Source organism: Pseudomonas sp. S37 (assembly GCF_016658545.1).
Lineage (GTDB): Bacteria > Pseudomonadota > Gammaproteobacteria > Pseudomonadales > Pseudomonadaceae > Aquipseudomonas.
This window is the reverse complement of record NZ_JACVZC010000120.1, coordinates 1-19,342: the sequence shown is the minus strand read 5'-3', so window position 1 is coordinate 19,342 and position 19,342 is coordinate 1. Positions and strand designations below refer to the sequence as shown.

The following is a 19,342-nucleotide window of genomic DNA, read 5'->3' as shown; positions in this document are numbered from 1 at the left end:
ACAGTGCATGGCACCGGCTGCGCCGGTGTTCGCGGCTAAAGCCGCTCCTACGCGGAACCGCGCAAGCCTGAAGGTGTGTACCCCATCAAAAATCAACCTTCCCCGAAACGCACTGCTGCACTTGCCCACCCACCCAGACAACCCCACCAACCTTTTCGATAGACAGCCGCCCCCGCCGCCCCAGCGCGGTACCTTGGCTGGCGGTATAGCGCTCACTCAGCACACCCGCGCCGGTCAGCCACTGCGCCAGGCTGGCATTGAGGCTTCCGGTGACAGCGTCCTCGTTGCACTCCTCGCCCATGAAGGCCCGGACTTCCACGTCTGCCTCAGCCCCGGCACCAACCCACGGGGCGATAACACCGACATTCAGCCCGCGCAGTGCCGGGTAATCGGGCTTGATCGCCAGCACTTCCTCACGACTGGCCAGCAGCACACCCGCCCAACCCGGGCCATTGTCCACCCATTGGCTGGCCTGCACCTGGCCGGGCGCCAAGCCCAGCCCTCGCTCGATCAGCCCCAGCGTCGTGCCATCCAGCGGCCCGCTGCGCACCAGCGGTGGCGCCGAAAACGCCAGATGTGCGCCTTGCCTGCGTATGCGAATCAAGCCCGCCGAGCACTCTTGAACAATCTCGGCATGATCAGGATTGCCGTTCTGCCCCAACCACACCTTGCAGCTTCCCAAGGTGGGGTGGCCTGCAAACGGCAGCTCACGCAGCGGTGTAAAAATGCGTACGCGGTAATGCGCTTCAGGGGTTGAAGGCCTCTGCAGAAAGGTGGTTTCACTCAGTTGTGTCCAGCGGGCAAACGCCTGCATCTGTTCGGTAGTCAGCTCATCGGCATCCACGACCACCGCCAGCGCGTTGCCTTCGTAGCGGCGCTCGGCAAAGACATCGACTTGTTCGAACTGCAAAGATAGCGACATTGAGCGTCCTTGATTGGTTGAGGCGGCCCGATCCACCCCGCGCGCACCGACAAAACCGGTGCCATCCACGCTATGGTAAGGGCAATCGCCAATAGAGCAATCACGGCTAGGCGCCTCGGTGCCTGAACAACGGATGCTAGCGCTCACCGCACCTTCCAGAGATTTCGTTCGTTGACTGACTCACAGCACAGCCCCGCTTACGCCAAACGGTTCGAAACCGTGATTGCCTACATCGACAGCCACCTTGAAGGCGACCTGTCGCTGACAGCCCTGAGCCGCATCGCCAACTTCTCGGCGTTTCACTTTCACCGGCAGTTCACGGCATACATGGGCGTACCGGTTTCGCGGTATGTGCAATTGATGAGGCTTCGACGCGCGGCGCACCAACTGGTCGCAACACCCGCCACGTCGGTGCTGGAGGCAGCCTTCGGCGCCGGTTTCGAAAGCCCCGAGGCCTTTTCCCGGGCGTTCAAACGCGCCTTCGGCATGGCCCCGAGTGTGTTTGCCAAGGCCCCGAACTGGCAGGCCTGGAGTGCGGTGTTTGTTGTTCCTCATCTATCCAGGAGTATTACCATGCAAATCCAGATCGTGGATTTCGCCGAAACCCGCGTAGCCGCGCTCGAACACATCGGCGCCCCCGGCCTTGTCGGTGAAAGCGTTGCCCGCTTTCGCCAATGGCGCATGCACAGCGGCCAGTCGCCGGTGACCAGCAGCCGCACCTTCGGCATCCCCTACGACAACCCCGACACCACCCCGGCGCACGCCTTTCGCTTTGCTGTGTGCGGCGAAATCGACGAAGCCGTAAGGCCCAATGATTTCGGCGTGCACGAACGGGTGATACCGGCGGGGCGGTGTGCGGTGGTGCGGCATACCGGTTCGCCAGACCACATCAGCGAAACCATCTACCCGATCTACCGTGACTGGTTGCCGTCCAGTAACGAAGAGCTGCGTGACCATCCGCTGTTTTTCCACTACCTGAGTGTTTACCCGGAAACGCCCTTGGATGAGTGGCAGACGGATATCTATGTGCCGTTGAAGTAGGTTTGGACTTGGACGGTGGGCAAAGCCAACCATCACCGGGCCGGACGTGAGGCTGGGTGAATTGGTAGACTATGGGCATTCCCCAAATTCACCCGGCGTAGGGCGACCGCGCCGGGTATCAGATATGTGCCCCAGATGCCCCTACAATCAGCTGTAAATCCATGTGCGGAGCCGTCCCGCCGCTTCAGCGTTGCACCGATGATGGATTGGACCAGTATTTTGTAAACTCTAGTATTTATCGGGGTTTTCCTGCCAAGCATGACTGCTGTGTACCAATTTTGTACCACTTGCCCTATCGCCCTCCCCTCCTAACCAATCGATAACCGTCTATATCATCTGGATTGCTGAACGGCGTTTCTGATTGATGTTCAAGACACACCTACGCTGCCGCCGAGGATAGGACCCTGTTCGCAGAACAGATGATTGGCATTGTGAGTCACGACCTGCGTCCGCCCTGACCGCGATGAAAATGGCAACAAGCTTGCTGGCTCGAAATGAGCTCGGCCCAAGACACTGCGGCGCGTGCCAATTTTGCACCACCCAACCCGGGCTCACCCAAGCCGGGGCTTAGGACGGTGAACCTGCGCCGCATCGAAAATGCTCCAGCTAATGGGCGCTAACATTGGCTGCGTCCGCGTTTGCCTGATGGCATAGCCTCAGCCAAACGCTAACCTGTTTTCGATGTACGCACACTAGGCTCTGTCTGAAAAAAGCCGTCGCATACACCGCATGACACAAGCCAGCGAGACCATCGCGGCATAACTTTTTGCGAGCTTGTCGAAGCGCGTGACGATTCGGCGGTTCTCTTTCAGCCAGCCAAACATGCGTTCGATGATGTTGCGCTGTCGGTATTTGGGCCGGTCGAACAGTCTGGGTAAGCCAGGCTTGGGCTTGCGCTTCATCGAACGCAGCGGGATGACGGGTTGCATTCGATATTGGTCGCAGTAGCGGCGTAGCGCTTCGGCGTCGTAGCCCTTGTCGGCAAGCAGCCATTTACAGCGCTTGCGCGGGCGGCCACGTTGGCTCGATGGAATGCTGACCTCGTCCAACAGTGGTTGTGCGTAGCTGATGTCACTGGCTTGACCGCCAGAGAGAAGGAAGCGCAACGGTATCCCGTTGGTGTCGCAGAGCATGTGGATTTTGGTTGTCAGGCCGCCACGACTGCGGCCTAGAGCGTGATCGGCAGGCTCGTCAGGCCCCCTTTTTTCCGCGCTCCAGATGAAGCACGGGTTGCTCTAACAGCGGTCGAATCGATCATCCAAGTGTGGGGATCGATCAAGCCTTTGTCATTGAGTCTGAGGTGCAATCGTCTGAGCATCTGATCAAACGTTCCGCGATTTCGCCAGACTCGGAAGCGGTGATAGACCGTCGCCCAAGACCCGAAACGCTCAGGCATATCTCGCCAGGCTGCTCCTGAGCAGAGCACCCAGAGCACACCATCGAGCATCAAGCGATCACTGCTGCGGGGCCTGCCCCTGACGTGGGCTGCCGTAAAGAGATCAGCGACCACTGCCCACGCTTCATCCGAGAGTTCGTACCGCTTTGCCATCACAGAATTCCTTTCCGTAGATGGTCGGCGACTGTACAGACCCCAGGCTGTTCCGGGGCCACATTTCAGTTTCTTGGGATTTCAGACAGAGCCTAGCACTCAGCATTGGAAGAAAATCAGCAATGTGGTAAAAGCATGTAGCGGCAGGCGAAATGCCAGCACACAATCCAGAATATAAGGCATCCAGGGATGATTGAGTCTTTCTACATCAAAGCTCTTTACGGCGAAAGAGACGTTGAAATAACATTTACTTCCCCATATAAGATTATTGTAGCAGATAACGGATATGGGAAAACTACAATACTTAATGCTTTTTACGCTCTAGTATCAGGTGACACGGCAAAACTACGGAAAATAGAATTTAACCTAATCGGGATAAAATTCAATGACGGAACCAATCTTTCATTCCGGAAAACTGATTTCAGTCCTAACATCGAGACGCTAAAAAACCACCATTTTTTCGACCTATTGGAAAAAAACCTTGGGCTCGAGATGGTTTACAAACTTCTTGATGAGGCGCGCACTATACCTGCGCATAGAATAGAGACCGGCCCACTGTTCAGACACACTTTGAAGACTGTTCATTTTCCGTCCAGCCTACTGAAGGACTTCTTACGTGAAAATCGTTTATCTAATGGCGTAAGCACAAAAACAAAAGAAAAGCTTGACACAATCCGCCAGCGCTTTCCATACAAGTGCCTCCATTTGCCAACTTATCGACGAGTTGAAGAGGACATCAAAGCATTTGGCGGAGCACCTGAGGAGATCGAATCGCTAATCTCAACCATTAATTTTGGAATGAGCGATGTAAAAGACAAAATCGAAAAGATCACATCCGAAATCATTAAGTCATCGGTTGAATGGTTTTCAAAAATCAATGGACAAATGCTTTCGCAACTTGTAAACGGCTTCAATGTGACGCCAAAAATGATTCGCTCAATAAAACAACCCAAAGCTGTCGAGGTCGTCCTTGAGCGGATCGGTAAAAACATCACCGAACCCCAGAAAGAGCAGATTCTTGGACTAGTACGAAGTGGAGAAATCTTCACTGGCCACGACCCACTGATTTATTTCGTAGCAAACTTACTAACCGTCTATGAGCAGCAGCAAGATAATGACAGCGCAATTCAACAGTTCACTCATTACTGCAATAAGTATCTATCCGACAAAGAGTTTGTTTACGACGAGAGCAGTGTAAAAATCTCTATCACTAGAAAAAAGAATAAGAGCCCCGTAGATATTGAGACCTTGTCTTCAGGAGAAAAACAAATTATCTCACTTTTTGCGCTGCTCTACCTGCAAAAAACTGAGAATATTGCAATATTCTTTGATGAGCCTGAGCTATCGCTTTCCATCGAATGGCAGCGAACTTTGATCCCAGACATCATGGAATCTGGAAAATGCAAGTTTTTACTTTGCACCACTCACTCACCGTTTATTTTTGACAATGAGTTGGTAGCAATCACTGTCGACCTCTCTGGATACATCAAGGAGCTATAAAATGTCCAGAGTGGAAATGCTTATAAAGTCTAAAACCACCGAATCAGTTAAGTTCTTTGAATTCATTCGATTTCTTGCTGCGCATCGCGATGCAACGTCGATATTTTTTGAGGGCGAAGATGAGAAATATTACTCTATTCGTCTAAACTCGATCGCACCGCATCTCAAGTGGCACGGTATTAATGCTGAGGGCAAGCGGAATGTCCTAGAACTTAGAAACATGATACGCAACCATCCAGAGTATCACGACTCAAGCTGCCTATTCATTGTCGACGCAGACTTTGATGACAACACAAATCTAATTCATCATAAAGATGTATATATAACCCCTTGCTATTCAGTAGAAAACCTTTACACCTCAGAGAGCACTTTGAGACGAATATTAAGAGCCGAGTTCAAAATTTCAGAATTTGGCGATGACTCCGACAGCTTCGCCAAGGCCATCGAGACATATAACGACATCCAGCAAGAATATCATGACAGTATCCTGTATTTTAATATTTGGATCCGAGCATATAGAAAAAATGAACAAGTCGCCAAGATGGATAAACTCAACATCAATAACGTCAACTTTGACCAACTCGTAAACATCTCCTTGAGGGACGTTACAAAAAATTATGATGACGCATCTATTTCCACTCTATTCCCAGTGAATTCAGAGCCAGACATGCCTTTCATAAAAGACGCCGTAGCCCATTTTTCTTCATGCATACCCGAAAGAGACTTTAGAGGCAAACAACAGCTTGAATTTTTCCGCATCTTCCTGGAAAAACTCAAAGTTGACGCCAACAGCAAAACGGGAAGACAAGTATTCAAAAAGAAACTAAAGGTGGTTTTAAATCTTACAAAAGCCAACTGCCTATCCGAACTGAGCAGCTACGCAGACACACCCGAATGCCTAATTTCGTTCATACGATCCGCGAGTCCTCAGCCTAGCCACGCGGTGGCCGCAAATAGCTAGAACTTAACCAAATTAACTACTTTATAATATGATGAAGCGCAGTTCGTCACTAATGAGCTGGCAACTCAAATAGAGAAGTTAGAAAAAGTGGGGGCTGGCCAGGGAATGGATAGATTCAGCCACACCAGCAGCGCGTGTCGAAGAGATCGCACAGCTGGGCTGCCCCCAGCTGTCGACTTCAATTGATATCGAGTGAGCAAGCAAGTGGATGACGTGTGTAATCAGGGTGCAGAGCTTATTGACTCAGCACAAATATCAGAACAGCTGCCCTAACGGGGCCGGGTCCCAGTTCATGATCACCAGCTCCCCTGTCACATCAGCCTTACCCTGCCGCTGGTTCGTATTGCTGTAGCGGATATCCAGGCACTCAAAGCAAAAACCGTCGAAGGCGCGCCGGATATCCGGGTGATCGTTAATGCTGACCATTACCTTTCCCTTGCAGCGCCGCATGAAGTTAGCCATGCGCTCGTACTCCTCGAACGGAAAATCCACACCATAGCCGGCGGTCTGCCAGTACGGCGGATCCATGTAGAAGAACGTGTGCACTCGATCGTAGCGCTCGGCGCAATCGAGCCAGGACAGGTTCTCGACGTAGGTGCCGGCGAGGCGCTGCCACGCGGCGGACAGGTTCTCCTCAATGCGCAGCAGGTTGATGGCCGGCCCAGTGGTGGCGGTACCGAACGTCTGCCCGGTGACCTTGCCGCCGAAAGCATGCTGCTGCAGATAGAAGAACCGGGCAGCATGCTGGATGTCGGTCAGCGTCTCGGGTCGGGTCATCTTCTGCCACTCGAAGATCTGCCGAGAGCTGAGCGCCCACTTGAACTGGCGCACGAACTCCTCAAGGTGGTTCTGCACAACGCGGTAGAGGGTGACCAGGTCACCGTTGAGATCGTTCAGCACCTCCACCAGGGCAGGCTGGGGACGCATGAAGTACAACGCGGCGCCGCCGGCGAAGACTTCGACATAGCATTCATGAGTGGGAAAGAGGGGGATCAAGCGGTCGGCCAAGCGGCGTTTGCCACCCATCCAGGGAATGATTGGAGAGGTCATAGGTTTGCAAGTCTTTACTGTATGGATGAACAGGTGATAGGCTCGCCGGGCTTTGTGCACGGAGCGTGAGCCATGGCTGGACTTGCAGGACGTGTCTGCAGGTTCGGCGGGCCGGACTGGATGTTGACGCATCCGTCTGGCTCGCTCTTTTTTAACGCGATTCAAGGTGGAGAGCGGCGATGAAAGCAAGAGACTTTGCAGTGCAGTTAAAAGAAGAAATTCAAGGACTTGCCGCTCAAGGACAGGACTCTATTAAGTTAGAAACCCTGCTCATTGGATTAGATAATTTTTTGACATCTTCTGCAGAGGAAGATGAAGAGTTTCAAATCGAGAAACTGAAAGCCTATCTTCAAACTCAAGTTGAGGTAGAGAAGTACAGACATTCAGCAAATCTAGAAATGTTTAAGTCCATCATACAGACTGGGCAAAGCGCAATCAAAGCGAATATGCTTTTGAATGGTGGTGCAGCTGTAGCATTGTTAGCTTTCATCGGGAAGCTGGCAGACGTAAACCCAGGTAACATCCCCCTTTTCGCCATGCCGCTCACCGTTTTTGTTATCGGAGCCTTTCTAGCCACATTAGTTTCAGGCTTAGCCTACCTGACCCAAGTAATATTCTCCGAAGACGGAAAATGGCGAGACCGGATAGGTAATACGCTGCAAGGGATATCAATTCTAGCCGGCCTTGGCTCGCTTATTCTGTTTGGATGTGGAACACATTTGGCTTACAGGGCATTTATAGCCTTAGGGGGCTGAAATAGACCTCGCATAATTTTGACAAGCCTTTAGGGCTATCAGTCCTCGATCACCGGTGTCGGTGATGCCGATAATTCGTTGAGCATGCGCTGGGTCAAGTCGGGCGCGTAAGGCGCCATGAACCACGCTTCCGGTGCCGGCGGCTTCTCGCATCCCACCGTCACCACCCGGGGCGGCAAAGGCTCCGGCGTCGACAAGGACTGACAGCCGCAAGTCAGCAGTATCCAGCCTATCGCGCAGGCGATCTTGAGTCTGTTGTGCATCGTTCATTTCCTTCCAATGTGTTTTGCCCTGCTCTTGCAGGCGATCTTCCAGGGCTTGTCGCTGAGCTTTCTGCTCCGCCAACTGTTTCAGGGCCGCAGCTGCAGCCTCCTCACGTTCTCGACCGTGAGTCCGATCACTGTCCGCCAGTTGCTGGACATAACCTGCAGCCTGCTCAGCCAGTTGCTTTCCGTACTCGCTGGCCTGCCACACCCAGGCCCCTCGCCGCCGGCATAGAGCCCGACCGCAACGGCCAGAAGCGCGATACGCCAGTTCAGCGGCATTACTGCAGCACCTCAAGCGCGCGCTTGTAGAGCGTCTGGCGATCCTTCAAGCCATTCAGGCCACCATTGATGCGGCGGGTGATCAGCTCGAACACCGAGTCATCGGCCTGCAGCACCTTGTCAGCCAGAGTGTTAAGCCCTGCCCGCTGCCAGAACCATCCGGCCGACAGCGAGTCGTAGGCGGGCTGCTCGAGCAGGTCGGGGGTGTTGAGCAAGCGGCTGTCACCGAACAGCGCTGCGCTGCAGGCCTCGTAGTTGTCGCGACCGGTGATCTGGATAAGTCCACGGCCACGGTACCGCTGACCGTCGCCGTCAGCCGCCGGGGTGTTGCCAAGGCGCTCCGCCAGCCGCCCGGTGTCGTACTTAGCCAGGTAGGCATCGTTGCCAAGCTCGCGCACATACTGCAGCTGGCCCGACTCATGGCCGACTTGCGCAAGAAACGCAGCCATGCGCCGAGGGGTGACGATCGAGTACTTGCCCATTGTTGCGTTGAGGCCGGGAATAAAAACGCCGGCTTTGCGGCCGGCGTTGGGGAGGATCTGTTGCAGCTGTTGAACTGAGATAGCCATTGGTCTCTCCAGTGACGGCCATATATGGCCATTGGGATTAGAGCTGCTCAACCTTGAGCGGCTTGTCGTCTTTCTTTTTCTTGCCAGAGGCCTTGGCCTTGCCCTTCTTGCCGCCGTTGCACTCCACGGTCGTGGTCCACCCGCTGGCCGTGAAGACTTGCTCCACGCTTTCCACCAGGTACTCGCCATCGAGCCCGACCTTGAAACCCTGGGCATTCACTGAGCACTCAGCGAACAGGTCGTACCGGCCCGCCATCTCCAGGCGCACACCGGCTGTGCTGCGATTGAACGCGGCCAGCCGCGCCTTGGCCGCCTGCCTGGCTGCAGTCTCGTTGGGGTAGATATGGCGGTCGGTGTGAACTGGGGGCAGGCCGTCCGGCGATTCTTCGTTGTCCAACTGGACCACCTTCAAAGCGCCGGTCTTCTGATCCTGGTGCTGGGTTTTCACTGCCTTCTGCGTACTGCGGTCGCTTACCTCCGAGCAGTCCCGACGTAGCGACCAAGTGCGAGCGCTATAATCGTGACGCGTTTCGACAGGCTCGCGGAAAGCTAAGCCACCTTGACTTTAATGGATTGGTTCATGAGGTGGCTGCGACACCTTTTTCAGAGTGAGTCTAGAGCGCCCCTAATAAGGACCATTTGGCGGCGAAAGGTCTAAGCGGCTGCCTAGTACTGGCAAATTCACAATACGGCGTCTAGCCTCCATATTGGCTGAAGATGTCAGTTAGCCACAACGAAAGCGCCATATGGAGACATGGGTATGTTATCGTCGCATACAACTACAACATCGGTAGCGTTACTAATGGCTGTGCTTGCTGTCGCTGGCTGCGACAATAAGCAAAGTGCAGCTCAAAAGACTAATGTCACCACTATTCCAATGGACTTGAAATCCGGCGATGGAGTTACTGCAAAAGTCGCTGAAGGCCCGATTGTTGATAACACATTAGTTTCGGCAGATTCAATAAAAGGCATCCAGAACAGTGAATACGTTGTTAAGGGAACCATGAAATTTGATGGCTGGTTCTTGAAGGCCGATAAGATCACGTTTGAGCCTGGTGCGACTCTTGTATTTTCTCGTACCGCTTTATCTAATCGCCGACAGTTTTGGGTAGTTGCAAAAGAGCTAGTTGTGATGGATGCAGGCAACCCTGGTGTTATTACGTGGGAGAAAGGTGATATTCCGATGGCGCCGCAGGCCCCTGGAGAAGCTCCATCCGGACCTGACGCCACGTCTAATGGTCAGCTAGGCGGTCAAGGCAATGCAGGAAATAAAGGTAGCGTCGGTATAGCTGGGGCCAGCGCACCACAGATTACTTTGGTTGTCCTTAATGTACCAGGCAGTGGTGTAACTGTTGACTTATCCGGTGGTATCGGCGGCCAAGGTGGGCAAGGGATGAAAGGAGGCCGCGGTGGTGTCGGTGCTGGAGGAGACAATGCAAGTCAGACAGCCGTCGGATGCCGCCATGGAGCAGGAAGTGGAGGTCGGGGCGGACAGGGTGGTAACGGCGGTGAAGGCGGCGGAGGTGGTATCGGTGGTGCTGGCGGAACCTTCTTGCTTGTCTCAGAATCTGAAATGCTACCAAGCTTGACGCAAAAGTTTCGTGTCAAAGTAGCCGCCGGCACAGGGGGGCCAGGCGGACCAGGAGGTCTTCGGGGTGACGGTGGAACTGGCGGGTCTGGTGGTGCAGATGCTCGGCCTTTTTGTCAAGGTAGTGGAAGCAATGGCGGGGTTGGAGCACCAGGTACCGCAGGTGCGCCGGGAGCACCAGGTGGTGTTGGACAAGAGGGAGACTTTACCATAGGCGGGGCTACAAAAGAGCAACTGAAAAATTACATTTGGCCTTCAATATAATGAAAAAAGCTTCTGTGATCTACGGTCTTGTTGCCGGATTCGCACTTGTCTGTCGGAGTGCTCATGCTCAAACGTCATTCGACGAGTGCAAATCCATTCAGCCGATTACCGAAATTATCGCAAACGACCGTCATCCAGCAAGTCAAGGTTTAATAGGCGAATGGTGTGTTCAGGGCATAAAGGTTAGCAAAGAAATATGTCTTCCCGACGGTATAGACGCAGGACCCATCTCGGTCAGTATTATTTCTATGGTTGGATTAGGTCGTTATCGTATTGATCAAAGTGCAAAGAGCGCGAACTGCAGGACCGTGGTAACTGAAGTCCGCCCGGACCATAGTGGAAGTGGTTCTGGTTATATATGTCTGAGTCGAGCAGTACTAATAGTCAGGGCTACACTATCACCGTCTTGCAAAAACCCTTCCTCTAAAGGTGGATCTGACTAGGTATTGAGGTCGATGACGCATTGGAGATGGCGAAGCAGTCGGAGGTCTGAAAGCGTAAAGCGACGGTCGATGTATGACCGGCGCTAACCGACCCAAAGTGGTGTTACGCGCAAGAGCAGGTCATGGCCGCTCGGGCCGATCAAACTATCCATTTGGCTAATCAGGTCTGGTGCAATCGAATCCTCAAGACAAGTGCAAGTGACGCTCTATTCTGCGCATCTCCCGAGGAACTACCCAACCCGGGCGCGTAGGGTGACTGACGCCTGGATAATCCGTTCTAACCAAATCCACTCCGTATATCGATCGCCACGCCCCTCAGATGGGTGTAACGCCGGTGCGAGTTCCAGTCACGATGGCCGGAAACACTCGATACGCGCGGGATATCCCAATCCATTTCGAACAACCGGCTCACACCTTGGTGGCGCAGATCGTGAAAATGCAGATTCTCCAGGCCAACCATCTTGCATGCCCTGGTCCAGTCCGTGCCAATTGAGTCGGTGTTGTAAGGGAAGATCTCAGCGCACTGACGCGGCATGCTTTGCACAATCGCCCACGCCTCATCCGGCAGATGACACCACACATCGTTACCAATTTTCTGCCCGAGGTTCTTCATGTCCCGCACTTTCACCGCATGGCGGTGCTCATCCAGATCCTCCCACATGATGCGAGCGATCTCGTCCATAAGGCGTGTAGAAAAAATAGCAAACGCCACGACCTTCGGCATGTGAATCACTGTCGGACGCCGTCCAAGCATCTCGAAAAAGTGCTCAAGCACCTTGTCGAGTTCTTCAAGCGTTGGCCTGCGATCCCGCTCCCGGCTTTTCATATTGTAGCCGAGGCGTTTCAGGACGAGGCGTGCGTCGGGCATAGCTTGGGGGTTGATCTCGTACTCCTACGCTGCTCTAGCAAGCGACAACACTGAACTCAGGTAAACCAGATTATTGCCGGCTGTCTGCGGTTTGATGCCACCGCCTGCGGGGCTCATAAGCCATAGCGCATAGTCCGCCAGCACCTGCTGGCTGATGTCGGAATCGACCATCTCACCCAGGTAGCTGTTCTTGATGGCGTTCAGGGTGCGTCGCTTGGTCTCGCCCAGAGGCCGGGCTTTCTCTGCCTCGACCAGGTAACGCTCGATCATCTGCTTGACCGTGCGCCCTACCCGGTAGCCGCGCTCGACAGCACCAGGCTCAGACAACTCGGTTTCCCGTCGCTTCGCCCAAGCCACTGCAGCCTGTTTGCGGGCGAATGTATGGCTCTCTTGGTAGACTGTCACCTTCGTCGCGATTTAAGCGGATCTGAACGAGCTAGCTTGTGCTGCCATCGGCCTTTTTACGCCTTCTGATCGTTGCCATCTGAGATTGGTACACGTCGTCTGTCGATTGGCACATCGCAGCAAACACTTGGTAAAAGCGCCCCAACCCCCCCGAAAATTGGTACAAAACACGTTGAACGAAATGACCGCAAAATCAGGCTCCAAGCCACAAACCACGCGCCCTGAGCCGTCACGCCGCTTCAGCGTTGCACCTATGATGGACTGGACGGATAGGCACTGCCGCTTCTTCCTGCGCCTGCTCTCCAAGCAAACCCTGCTCTACACCGAAATGGTCACCACCGGCGCCCTGCTCCACAACGACGCCCACCGTTTCCTTCGCCACGACGTCTCCGAGCATCCTCTGGCCTTGCAGCTGGGCGGTAGCGTGCCGGCCGACCTGGCCGCCTGTGCGCGCCTGGCCGAGGAAGCCGGCTTCGACGAGGTCAACCTCAACGTCGGCTGCCCAAGCGACCGAGTGCAGAACAACATGATCGGCGCTTGCCTCATGGCCCATCCGGCGCTGGTGGCCGATTGCGTGAAGGCCATGCGTGATGCGGTGTCGACCCCGGTAACGGTCAAGCACCGCATTGGCATCAACGGCCGTGATAGCTATGCCGAGCTGTGCGACTTCGTTGGCCAAGTGCGCGAAGCGGGCTGCCGCAGTTTTACCGTGCATGCGCGCATCGCGATTTTGGAAGGGCTGTCGCCGAAGGAAAACCGGGAGATCCCACCACTGCGCTATGACGTGGCCGCGCAATTGAAGGCGGACTTCCCGGATTTGGAAATCGTGCTTAACGGCGGGATCAAGACCTTGGCCGAATGCCAGGCGCACCTTGAAACCTTCGATGGCGTGATGCTGGGGCGTGAGGCTTATCACAACCCTTACCTGCTGGCGGAGGTGGATCAGCAGCTGTTCGGCAGTGATGCGGCCGTGGTCAGCCGTAGCGAGGCCCTGGCGCAGCTGCGGCCTTATATCGTGGCGCACATGGCAAATGGTGGCGCGATGCACCATGTTACCCGGCATATTCTGGGGCTGGCCCAGGGGTTCAAGGGTGCACGGCGCTTCCGCCAGTTGCTGTCGGCGGATATTCACAAGGCGGCGGAGCCGCTGGCGGTGTTTGATCAGGCGGTGGAGTTGTTGCAAGGGCGTTGATGCAGCAGCTATAGCTGCGACAGCGTATTGCCGGGCTTGAGGCAATGTAGGTCCCTGTGGGAGCGGGTTTACCCGCGAAGAAAGCAACGCGGTGCATGGCACCGGCTATGCCGGTGTTCGCGGGTGAACCCGCTCCCACAGGGGGTACGCTCGCCACACTGGATCTGTTTGGCAAGCAATGGGGAACCTCGTGCGCGCCTGCGACTCGAAACTTCACCTTCGCGGCAGGCCCGCGCCTTCAGGCCCTTGAGCGGCCGTCGGGGCTCGGGTAATGTCGAGTCATTGCACAGGACAGAGCACGCCCATGACCTCCAAGCTGGAACAACTCAAGCAGTTCACCACCGTGGTCGCCGATACCGGGGACCTGGACGCCATCACCCGCCTGAAACCGGTCGATGCCACCACCAACCCGTCGCTGCTGCTCAAGGCCGCTGCCATCCCGGGCTACGCTGACCTGCTCAAGCAGGTAAAGGCCGATGCCAAGGGCAATGTCGACCTGGCCTGCGACAAATTCGCAGTCGCGGTGGGCTCGGGCATTCTCAAGGTCATTCCGGGGCGTATCTCCACCGAAGTGGATGCCCGCCTGTCGTTCGACGAACCGGCCCTGCTGGCCAAGGCGCGCACGCTGATCGACCTGTACGAAAAAGCCGGCGTCGGCCGTGACCGTGTGCTGATCAAGCTGGCCTCGACCTGGGAAGGTATCCGTGCCGCCGAGAAGCTGGAGAAGGAAGGTATCCAGACCAACCTCACCCTGCTGTTCTCCTTCGCCCAGGCCCAGGCCTGCGCCGATGCCGGGGTGTTCCTGATTTCGCCGTTCGTGGGGCGCATCTACGACTGGTACAAGAAGAGCACCGGCCAGGAATACGTGGGTGCCGAGGACCCGGGCGTGCAATCGGTCACGCGTATCTACAACTACTACAAGGCCAATGGTTACAACACCGTGGTCATGGGCGCCAGCTTCCGTAACATCGGCCAGATCGAACAACTGGCCGGCTGCGACCGCCTGACCATCATCCCGGACCTGCTCGACAAGCTGGGCAGCGACCAGGGCGAGCTGCCGCGCATCCTGAAGCCGGGCAACGCCGGTGAGGCCAGGCAGGTACTGAACGAAAGCCAGTTCCGCTGGGCGATGAACGAAGATGCCATGGGCACCGAGAAGCTGGCAGAGGGTATCCGCCAGTTTGCCCGGGACCAGGAAAAGCTGGAGAAGTTGATGGCTGAAAAAGCCTGATACAGTTCGGGTTTGCCAGGCGGGCGGGAAGTGTTCAGCATTTTCCGCCCGTTTTGTTTTGCCGAGTCTTAGTTGTGTATTGAATTTTCGGGCCTCTTCGCGGGTAAACCCGCTCCTACATCGATGGGTGTAGGAGCGGGTTTACCCGCGAAGGGGCCCACATAGCCACCCGAGCTGTCGATGACCTCCCCTACCCCGTTGCCCCTCGTCCTGGCAGGCCCGGTACTGCGCCGCCTGGAACCCCAGCGCCTGGCCATCTGGCTGGTCGCTACCCAACCGCTGCAGCCCGAGTTCATTTGCCCGGCAAGCGAAGCCCAAGTCGATTGCCAGGTAATCCCGGTAGGCCAGCATGCGTTCATCCACCTGCTGGACATCCACTTTGCCAGCCCCCTGCCCTGCAACCAACAGCTCGACTACGACCTGTTGCTCCACGGCCAAGGCATCGCTGGCTGGGCACCGCACCTGCTCTATCCTGGCCAGCAGTGCCCAAACCTGGTGTTGCGCGATCGCCTTGACCACTTGCTGCACGGCTCCTGCCGCAAACCGCACCACCCGGCTGCCGACGGCCTGCTGTGCGCCGACCGCCTGCTACAGGCCTGCACCACGCCTGAAGAGCGCCCCGCCGTACTGCTGATGACCGGCGACCAAGTGTATGCCGACGACGTCGCCGGGCCGATGCTGCGCGCCATTCATGGCCTGATCGCGCGCCTTGGCCTGATCGACGAGCAACTCGATGGCGCGGTGGTCGCCGACAGCCAGGCCCTGTATCGGCACCCGGCCAGCTACTATCACCGCGCCGACCTGCTGCCGGCGCAGGAACGAAACGAAACTCTGCGTGAGCGCTTCTTCGGCGGCAAGCGCAAGCCGATTTTCTCGTCCAGCAACGCCGATAACCACCTGGTGACGTTTGCCGAGGTCATGGCCATGTACCTGCTGGTGTGGTCGCCCGTCCCTTGGCAGCTGGTGGACCTGGATATGCCCAGTGGGCTCAGCGGCGCGCATCAGGACCGTTACCGGCAAGAGCTGCCGCTGGTCCAGGGCTTTGCCGACAACCTCGGCCAGGTGGCGCGGGTGATGGCCCACCTGCCCTGCCTGATGATCTTCGACGACCACGACATCACCGATGACTGGAACCTTTCGGCGCAGTGGGAAGAAACCGCCTACGGCCACCCGTTCTCGCGGCGGATCATCGGCAATGCCTTGCTCGGCTACCTGCTGTGCCAGGCCTGGGGCAACGACCCGGACACCTGCAAGCCTCTGCTCGATCAATGCCAGGAACTGACCAGCCACAACCAGGACGCGCTGATCGGCGACTTGCTGCGTTTCCAGGGTTGGCAGTTCAGCCTGCCCACCGAGCCACCGCTGCTGGTACTGGACACCCGCACCCGCCGCTGGCGCAGTGAAAGCAACCTGGCCAAACCGTCCGGCCTGCTTGACTGGGAGGCGCTGAGTGAACTGCAACATGCACTGCTCGACCACCCTTCGGCAGTCATCGTGTCACCTGCGCCGATTTTCGGCGTGAAGCTGATTGAAACGGTGCAGAAAGTGTTCAGTTGGCTGGGCTACCCGTTGCTGGTGGATGCCGAGAACTGGATGGCCCACCGCGGTGCGGCGCAAGTCATCCTCAATATCTTCCGCCACTCGCGTACGCCGGGGCATTACGTGGTGCTGTCCGGGGATGTGCATTACTCGTTCGTCTACGAAGTGCTGATTCGCCACCGTCAGCGCAGCCCGCATTTGTGGCAGGTGACCAGCAGCGGGATCAAGAACGAGTTCCCGCGGCGCCTGCTGGATGTGCTGGACCGGCTCAACCGCTGGCTGTATGCGCCGCGTTCGCCGCTTAACTGGTTTACCAAGCGCCGGGAGATGGAGGTGGTGCCGCGTACGCCCAGCCATAGCAAGGCTGGGGAGCGGTTGTGGAATGGTGCGGGGTTGGGGCAGGTGTTCTTTGATGAACAGGGGCGGCCGGCGCGGGTGTATCAGCTGGATGCGGGTGGGGGTGAGGCGACCGAGTTTGTTGGTCGGGGACAGTCAACCTGAAGGTAATCTGCTGCCTGGGCTGGCCTCTTCGCGGGTAAACCCGCTCCTACAACGGCCAGTACAAATTCCCGTAGGAGCGGGTTCACCCGCGAAGAGGCCAGTGCAGGCTAGCGCTCAACTACGCTCCAGCGCACTGACCAGGTCATGGAAGGCCTCACGGTTGGAGTCGTTCAGGCCCATCAGGATCTTGTGCGCCTCCAGCACCTTGGAGCGCACCACGTCTTCGTTCTGGTCCTGCGACGGCAGGTCGGTCAGGCATTCCGGGCACGGAATCGGACGATCGACGATGTTGAACACCTGATCGAAGCCCATCGACTGTAACAACCGGGAAATGTCCGGGTTGGTTGTGACCACGGTCGGCAGCAGGCCCACCTTTTGCCGCGACAGGATCGACAGCTTGGCCAGCAGGCCCAGGGTGGTGCTGTCGATGCTCTCGGTTTCGGTGAGGTCGATGACAATCGCCGAGAAGTTCAGCGCGGTAAAAATCTTCTCGATCGTCGCATCCAGCGCCGAACACAGGGTCAGGCGCACTTCACCGACAAACTTCAGTACGAAGGTACCACTCTGCTCGGCGAACTGAATTCTACCGGTACTCATTGAAGGTTCCTGCTCAACACCAATAGGGCGATATCATCCGGCATCTCCCCAAGCGTAGCCAATCCAAATCGTTGACGCAGCCCATCCAGGCTGCCACCTGCTGCCTTGACGATTTCCGGCAAGGCGGCTTCTTTATCTTTGAGCGTATCACCCGGCAAAAGGTCCAGAATGCCATCGGACATCAGGCTGAGGCTGAACTGCGGCGGCAGTTCCACCACCAGGTCCTGGTAGGTGGCCTCGTCGAACAGACCCACCGGCAGGCCGCGGCCTTCCAGGTAGCGGGTGTGCTCGGGGGTGTGCAGCACCGGCAGCGGCAAATGCCCGCCCACCGCGTAGGTCAGCAGCCCGGACTCTTCGTCGATCACCCCGCCGACCATGGTGACGTGCTTGCCAAGCTTGCTGTTGATCAGGCCGCGGTTGATGTGGCTGAGCACTTCAGACGGCTTGAACTCACGCATCTTGCTGCGCTTGAGTTCGAACATGAGGCGCGTGGTCATGAATTTCAACAGCACGGTGACAAACGCCGACGACGCGCCATGCCCGGAAACATCGGCAAGGTAGAAGGCAATGCGCCGGTCGTCGACGCGGAAGTAATCGACAAAATCACCCGACAGGTACAACGACGGGATGATCTGGTGCTCGAAGGCGAACTCGCCGGCTGCCCAAGGGCTTTCCGGCAGCATGTTCATCTGCACCTGCCGACCGGCGGTCTGGTCCTCCTGCAGTAGGTGCAGGCTGGCCTCCAGTTCGCGGTTGGCGGCTTCGAGCTTGTCGCGGTAGCGCTGGTTTTCCAGCACCAGGCGCGAACGGTCGAGGGCGCGGCGCACCGAATGCTCGAGTACGGCCAGGTCTTCCAGCGGCTTGATCAGGTAGTCGGCGGCGCCAAGGCGCAACGCCTCCACCGCATCACTCATGACGCCGGCACCGGACACCACGATCACCGGCAACTGCGGCGCACGCTCGCTGACCTGGCGGATCAGTTCGAGGCCGCCCATCTGCGGCATGCGCAGATCGCAGATCACGAGGTCGGGCTGGTGTTCTTCGAAGACCTGAAGCCCCTGCTGGCCATTACCGGCCTGGAGGACGCTGAAGCCACTGTCTTCAAGATAGGCGGCGAGGCTCGCACGGACCACGTCGTCGTCATCGATGATCAGCAGCGTTGCACTGGTTTTCTGCATGTGGGCGAACGGCGCCGATTTAGGTTGGTGCAGCGGTGTCGGCAAGGCAGACGGCCAGCTACGGGAATTCTTTGTGGTCACACTCTACTTGAGTTGTAGGACAAGAACACCTGTCCGGCAACTGTCCGGCAACTGTGAGCGCTACCTTGTAAGGCGCAGACGGTACTCCCATCCGCCAGGGGTTTCAAGCATGCAAGGGCCGACCTCGCCGCTCTTTACAGGGCAAATCACCGGGAGTTATAAGAAAGTCGACCAGCGCAACCCGATGGGAAGGATGCAGCATGCCCCACACGCCCTCCAGCCACAGCGAGAAACGCGATTTCATCCGCATGCGCATCGACACCGAGGTCAGCCTGTTGCATGCAGGCCAGGTGATTGCGGCGGTGTGCCTGGACCTGTCCAGCGGCGGCATGCAGGTGCAGGCGCCAGAGCATTTTCAGGTAGGGGACCAGATCGAGGTACGGATCGACTCCGACCACCCGGCGCTGAAGGGGCTGCATGCCAGCACCGAGGTGGTGTGGATCGCCGACCAGCCGGGCGGGCAGCAGAAGTTCGGTTTGCGGATTCTGGCGATGCACTGAAGCCGCGCGCAAAACCTGTAGGAGCGGGGGGGGGGGGGGGGGGGGGGGGGGGGGGGGGGGGGG

At 56.9% G+C, this 19,342-nt stretch carries 16 protein-coding genes and 3 pseudogenes; 10 read left to right on the top strand and 9 right to left on the bottom strand.

What is annotated here, in order from left to right:
• Positions 1–85 precede the first annotated feature (85 nt).
• A complete protein-coding gene (locus IAE39_RS24905; RefSeq protein WP_201207166.1) occupies positions 86–922 on the bottom strand; it encodes a PhzF family phenazine biosynthesis protein in 837 nt (278 codons plus the stop codon).
• A 171-nt stretch (positions 923–1,093) separates the two neighbouring features.
• Between IAE39_RS24905 and IAE39_RS24900 the strand changes: the two genes are divergently transcribed.
• Complete coding sequence (locus IAE39_RS24900; protein WP_201207165.1) at positions 1,094–1,963, top strand: AraC family transcriptional regulator; 870 nt, start codon at positions 1,094–1,096, stop codon at positions 1,961–1,963.
• Between the two features lie 371 nt (positions 1,964–2,334).
• Positions 2,335–2,474: pseudogene (locus tag IAE39_RS29790) on the top strand (PAS domain-containing sensor histidine kinase); the annotation flags it as partial.
• A gap of 181 nt (positions 2,475–2,655) precedes the next feature.
• Here IAE39_RS29790 and IAE39_RS24895 read toward each other — a convergent pair.
• Positions 2,656–3,512, bottom strand: a protein-coding gene (locus tag IAE39_RS24895; protein ID WP_201207164.1) for an IS5 family transposase whose coding sequence is annotated in 2 segments (ribosomal slippage) — positions 2,656–3,164 and positions 3,164–3,512 — 858 coding nt in all. Because the reading frame shifts where the segments join, the coding sequence is not laid out codon by codon here.
• A gap of 189 nt (positions 3,513–3,701) precedes the next feature.
• Here IAE39_RS24895 and IAE39_RS24890 point away from each other — a divergent pair.
• Together IAE39_RS24890 and IAE39_RS24885 are read left to right on the top strand one after the other, a co-directional pair.
• Positions 3,702–5,012, top strand: a complete 1,311-nt coding sequence (locus IAE39_RS24890) for an AAA family ATPase (RefSeq protein WP_201207163.1) — start codon at positions 3,702–3,704, stop codon at positions 5,010–5,012.
• A 1-nt stretch (position 5,013) separates the two neighbouring features.
• A complete protein-coding gene (locus IAE39_RS24885) occupies positions 5,014–5,973 on the top strand; it encodes a DUF4435 domain-containing protein (RefSeq protein ID WP_201207162.1) in 960 nt (319 codons plus the stop codon).
• Between the two features lie 255 nt (positions 5,974–6,228).
• Here the strand turns inward: IAE39_RS24885 and IAE39_RS24880 are convergent, their stop codons facing one another.
• The gene (locus tag IAE39_RS24880; RefSeq protein ID WP_201207161.1) at positions 6,229–7,023 is read right to left on the bottom strand and encodes a DNA adenine methylase; all 795 of its coding nucleotides are present in this window, start codon (positions 7,021–7,023) and stop codon (positions 6,229–6,231) included.
• A 179-nt stretch (positions 7,024–7,202) separates the two neighbouring features.
• On the opposite strand from IAE39_RS24880, the gene IAE39_RS24875 reads away from it, so the two are divergent.
• Positions 7,203–7,778 carry a hypothetical protein gene (locus tag IAE39_RS24875; RefSeq protein ID WP_201207160.1) on the top strand — a complete coding sequence of 192 codons (576 nt, stop codon included), beginning with the start codon at positions 7,203–7,205 and terminating at the stop codon, positions 7,776–7,778.
• On the opposite strand, the gene IAE39_RS24870 is transcribed toward IAE39_RS24875, so the two are convergent.
• The 3 genes and pseudogenes from IAE39_RS24870 to IAE39_RS24860 all read right to left on the bottom strand — a co-directional run.
• Entirely contained in the window at positions 7,767–8,252 is a 486-nt protein-coding gene (locus IAE39_RS24870) for a lysis system i-spanin subunit Rz (RefSeq protein ID WP_328825629.1), read from the bottom strand. The two genes, IAE39_RS24875 and IAE39_RS24870, sit on opposite strands and share 12 nt — an antisense overlap.
• A gap of 70 nt (positions 8,253–8,322) precedes the next feature.
• Positions 8,323–8,892, bottom strand: a complete 570-nt coding sequence (locus tag IAE39_RS24865; protein ID WP_201207159.1) for a glycoside hydrolase family 19 protein — start codon at positions 8,890–8,892, stop codon at positions 8,323–8,325.
• A gap of 37 nt (positions 8,893–8,929) precedes the next feature.
• A pseudogene (locus IAE39_RS24860) lies at positions 8,930–9,367 on the bottom strand (phage late control D family protein); the annotation flags it as partial.
• A 285-nt stretch (positions 9,368–9,652) separates the two neighbouring features.
• On the opposite strand from IAE39_RS24860, the gene IAE39_RS29925 reads away from it, so the two are divergent.
• Positions 9,653–10,744 (top strand): hypothetical protein, encoded by a 1,092-nt coding sequence (locus IAE39_RS29925; RefSeq protein ID WP_201207158.1) that lies wholly within the window; start codon positions 9,653–9,655, stop codon positions 10,742–10,744.
• A gap of 673 nt (positions 10,745–11,417) precedes the next feature.
• Here IAE39_RS29925 and IAE39_RS24850 read toward each other — a convergent pair.
• Positions 11,418–12,482: pseudogene (locus tag IAE39_RS24850) on the bottom strand (tyrosine-type recombinase/integrase).
• 159 nt (positions 12,483–12,641) lie between these two features.
• On the opposite strand from IAE39_RS24850, the gene dusA reads away from it, so the two are divergent.
• From dusA to IAE39_RS24835, 3 genes are all read left to right on the top strand, one after another.
• Positions 12,642–13,652 (top strand): tRNA dihydrouridine(20/20a) synthase DusA, encoded by a 1,011-nt coding sequence (gene dusA / locus IAE39_RS24845; RefSeq protein ID WP_201207157.1) that lies wholly within the window; start codon positions 12,642–12,644, stop codon positions 13,650–13,652.
• Between the two features lie 304 nt (positions 13,653–13,956).
• Complete coding sequence (gene tal, locus IAE39_RS24840) at positions 13,957–14,883, top strand: transaldolase (RefSeq protein WP_201207156.1); 927 nt, start codon at positions 13,957–13,959, stop codon at positions 14,881–14,883.
• A 180-nt stretch (positions 14,884–15,063) separates the two neighbouring features.
• The gene (locus IAE39_RS24835) at positions 15,064–16,923 is read left to right on the top strand and encodes an alkaline phosphatase D family protein (protein ID WP_201207155.1); all 1,860 of its coding nucleotides are present in this window, start codon (positions 15,064–15,066) and stop codon (positions 16,921–16,923) included.
• A 114-nt stretch (positions 16,924–17,037) separates the two neighbouring features.
• On the opposite strand, the gene rssC is transcribed toward IAE39_RS24835, so the two are convergent.
• The gene (gene rssC, locus IAE39_RS24830; protein WP_019096598.1) at positions 17,038–17,520 is read right to left on the bottom strand and encodes an anti-sigma factor antagonist RssC; all 483 of its coding nucleotides are present in this window, start codon (positions 17,518–17,520) and stop codon (positions 17,038–17,040) included.
• Complete coding sequence (gene rssB / locus IAE39_RS24825) at positions 17,517–18,698, bottom strand: two-component system response regulator RssB (RefSeq protein WP_201207154.1); 1,182 nt, start codon at positions 18,696–18,698, stop codon at positions 17,517–17,519. Before rssB ends, rssC begins: the two co-directional genes overlap by 4 nt.
• Before the next feature lie 281 nt (positions 18,699–18,979).
• Here rssB and IAE39_RS24820 point away from each other — a divergent pair, with 281 nt between their 5' ends.
• A complete protein-coding gene (locus tag IAE39_RS24820) occupies positions 18,980–19,279 on the top strand; it encodes a PilZ domain-containing protein (RefSeq protein WP_201207153.1) in 300 nt (99 codons plus the stop codon).
• The last annotated feature ends 63 nt before the right edge of the window (positions 19,280–19,342 follow it).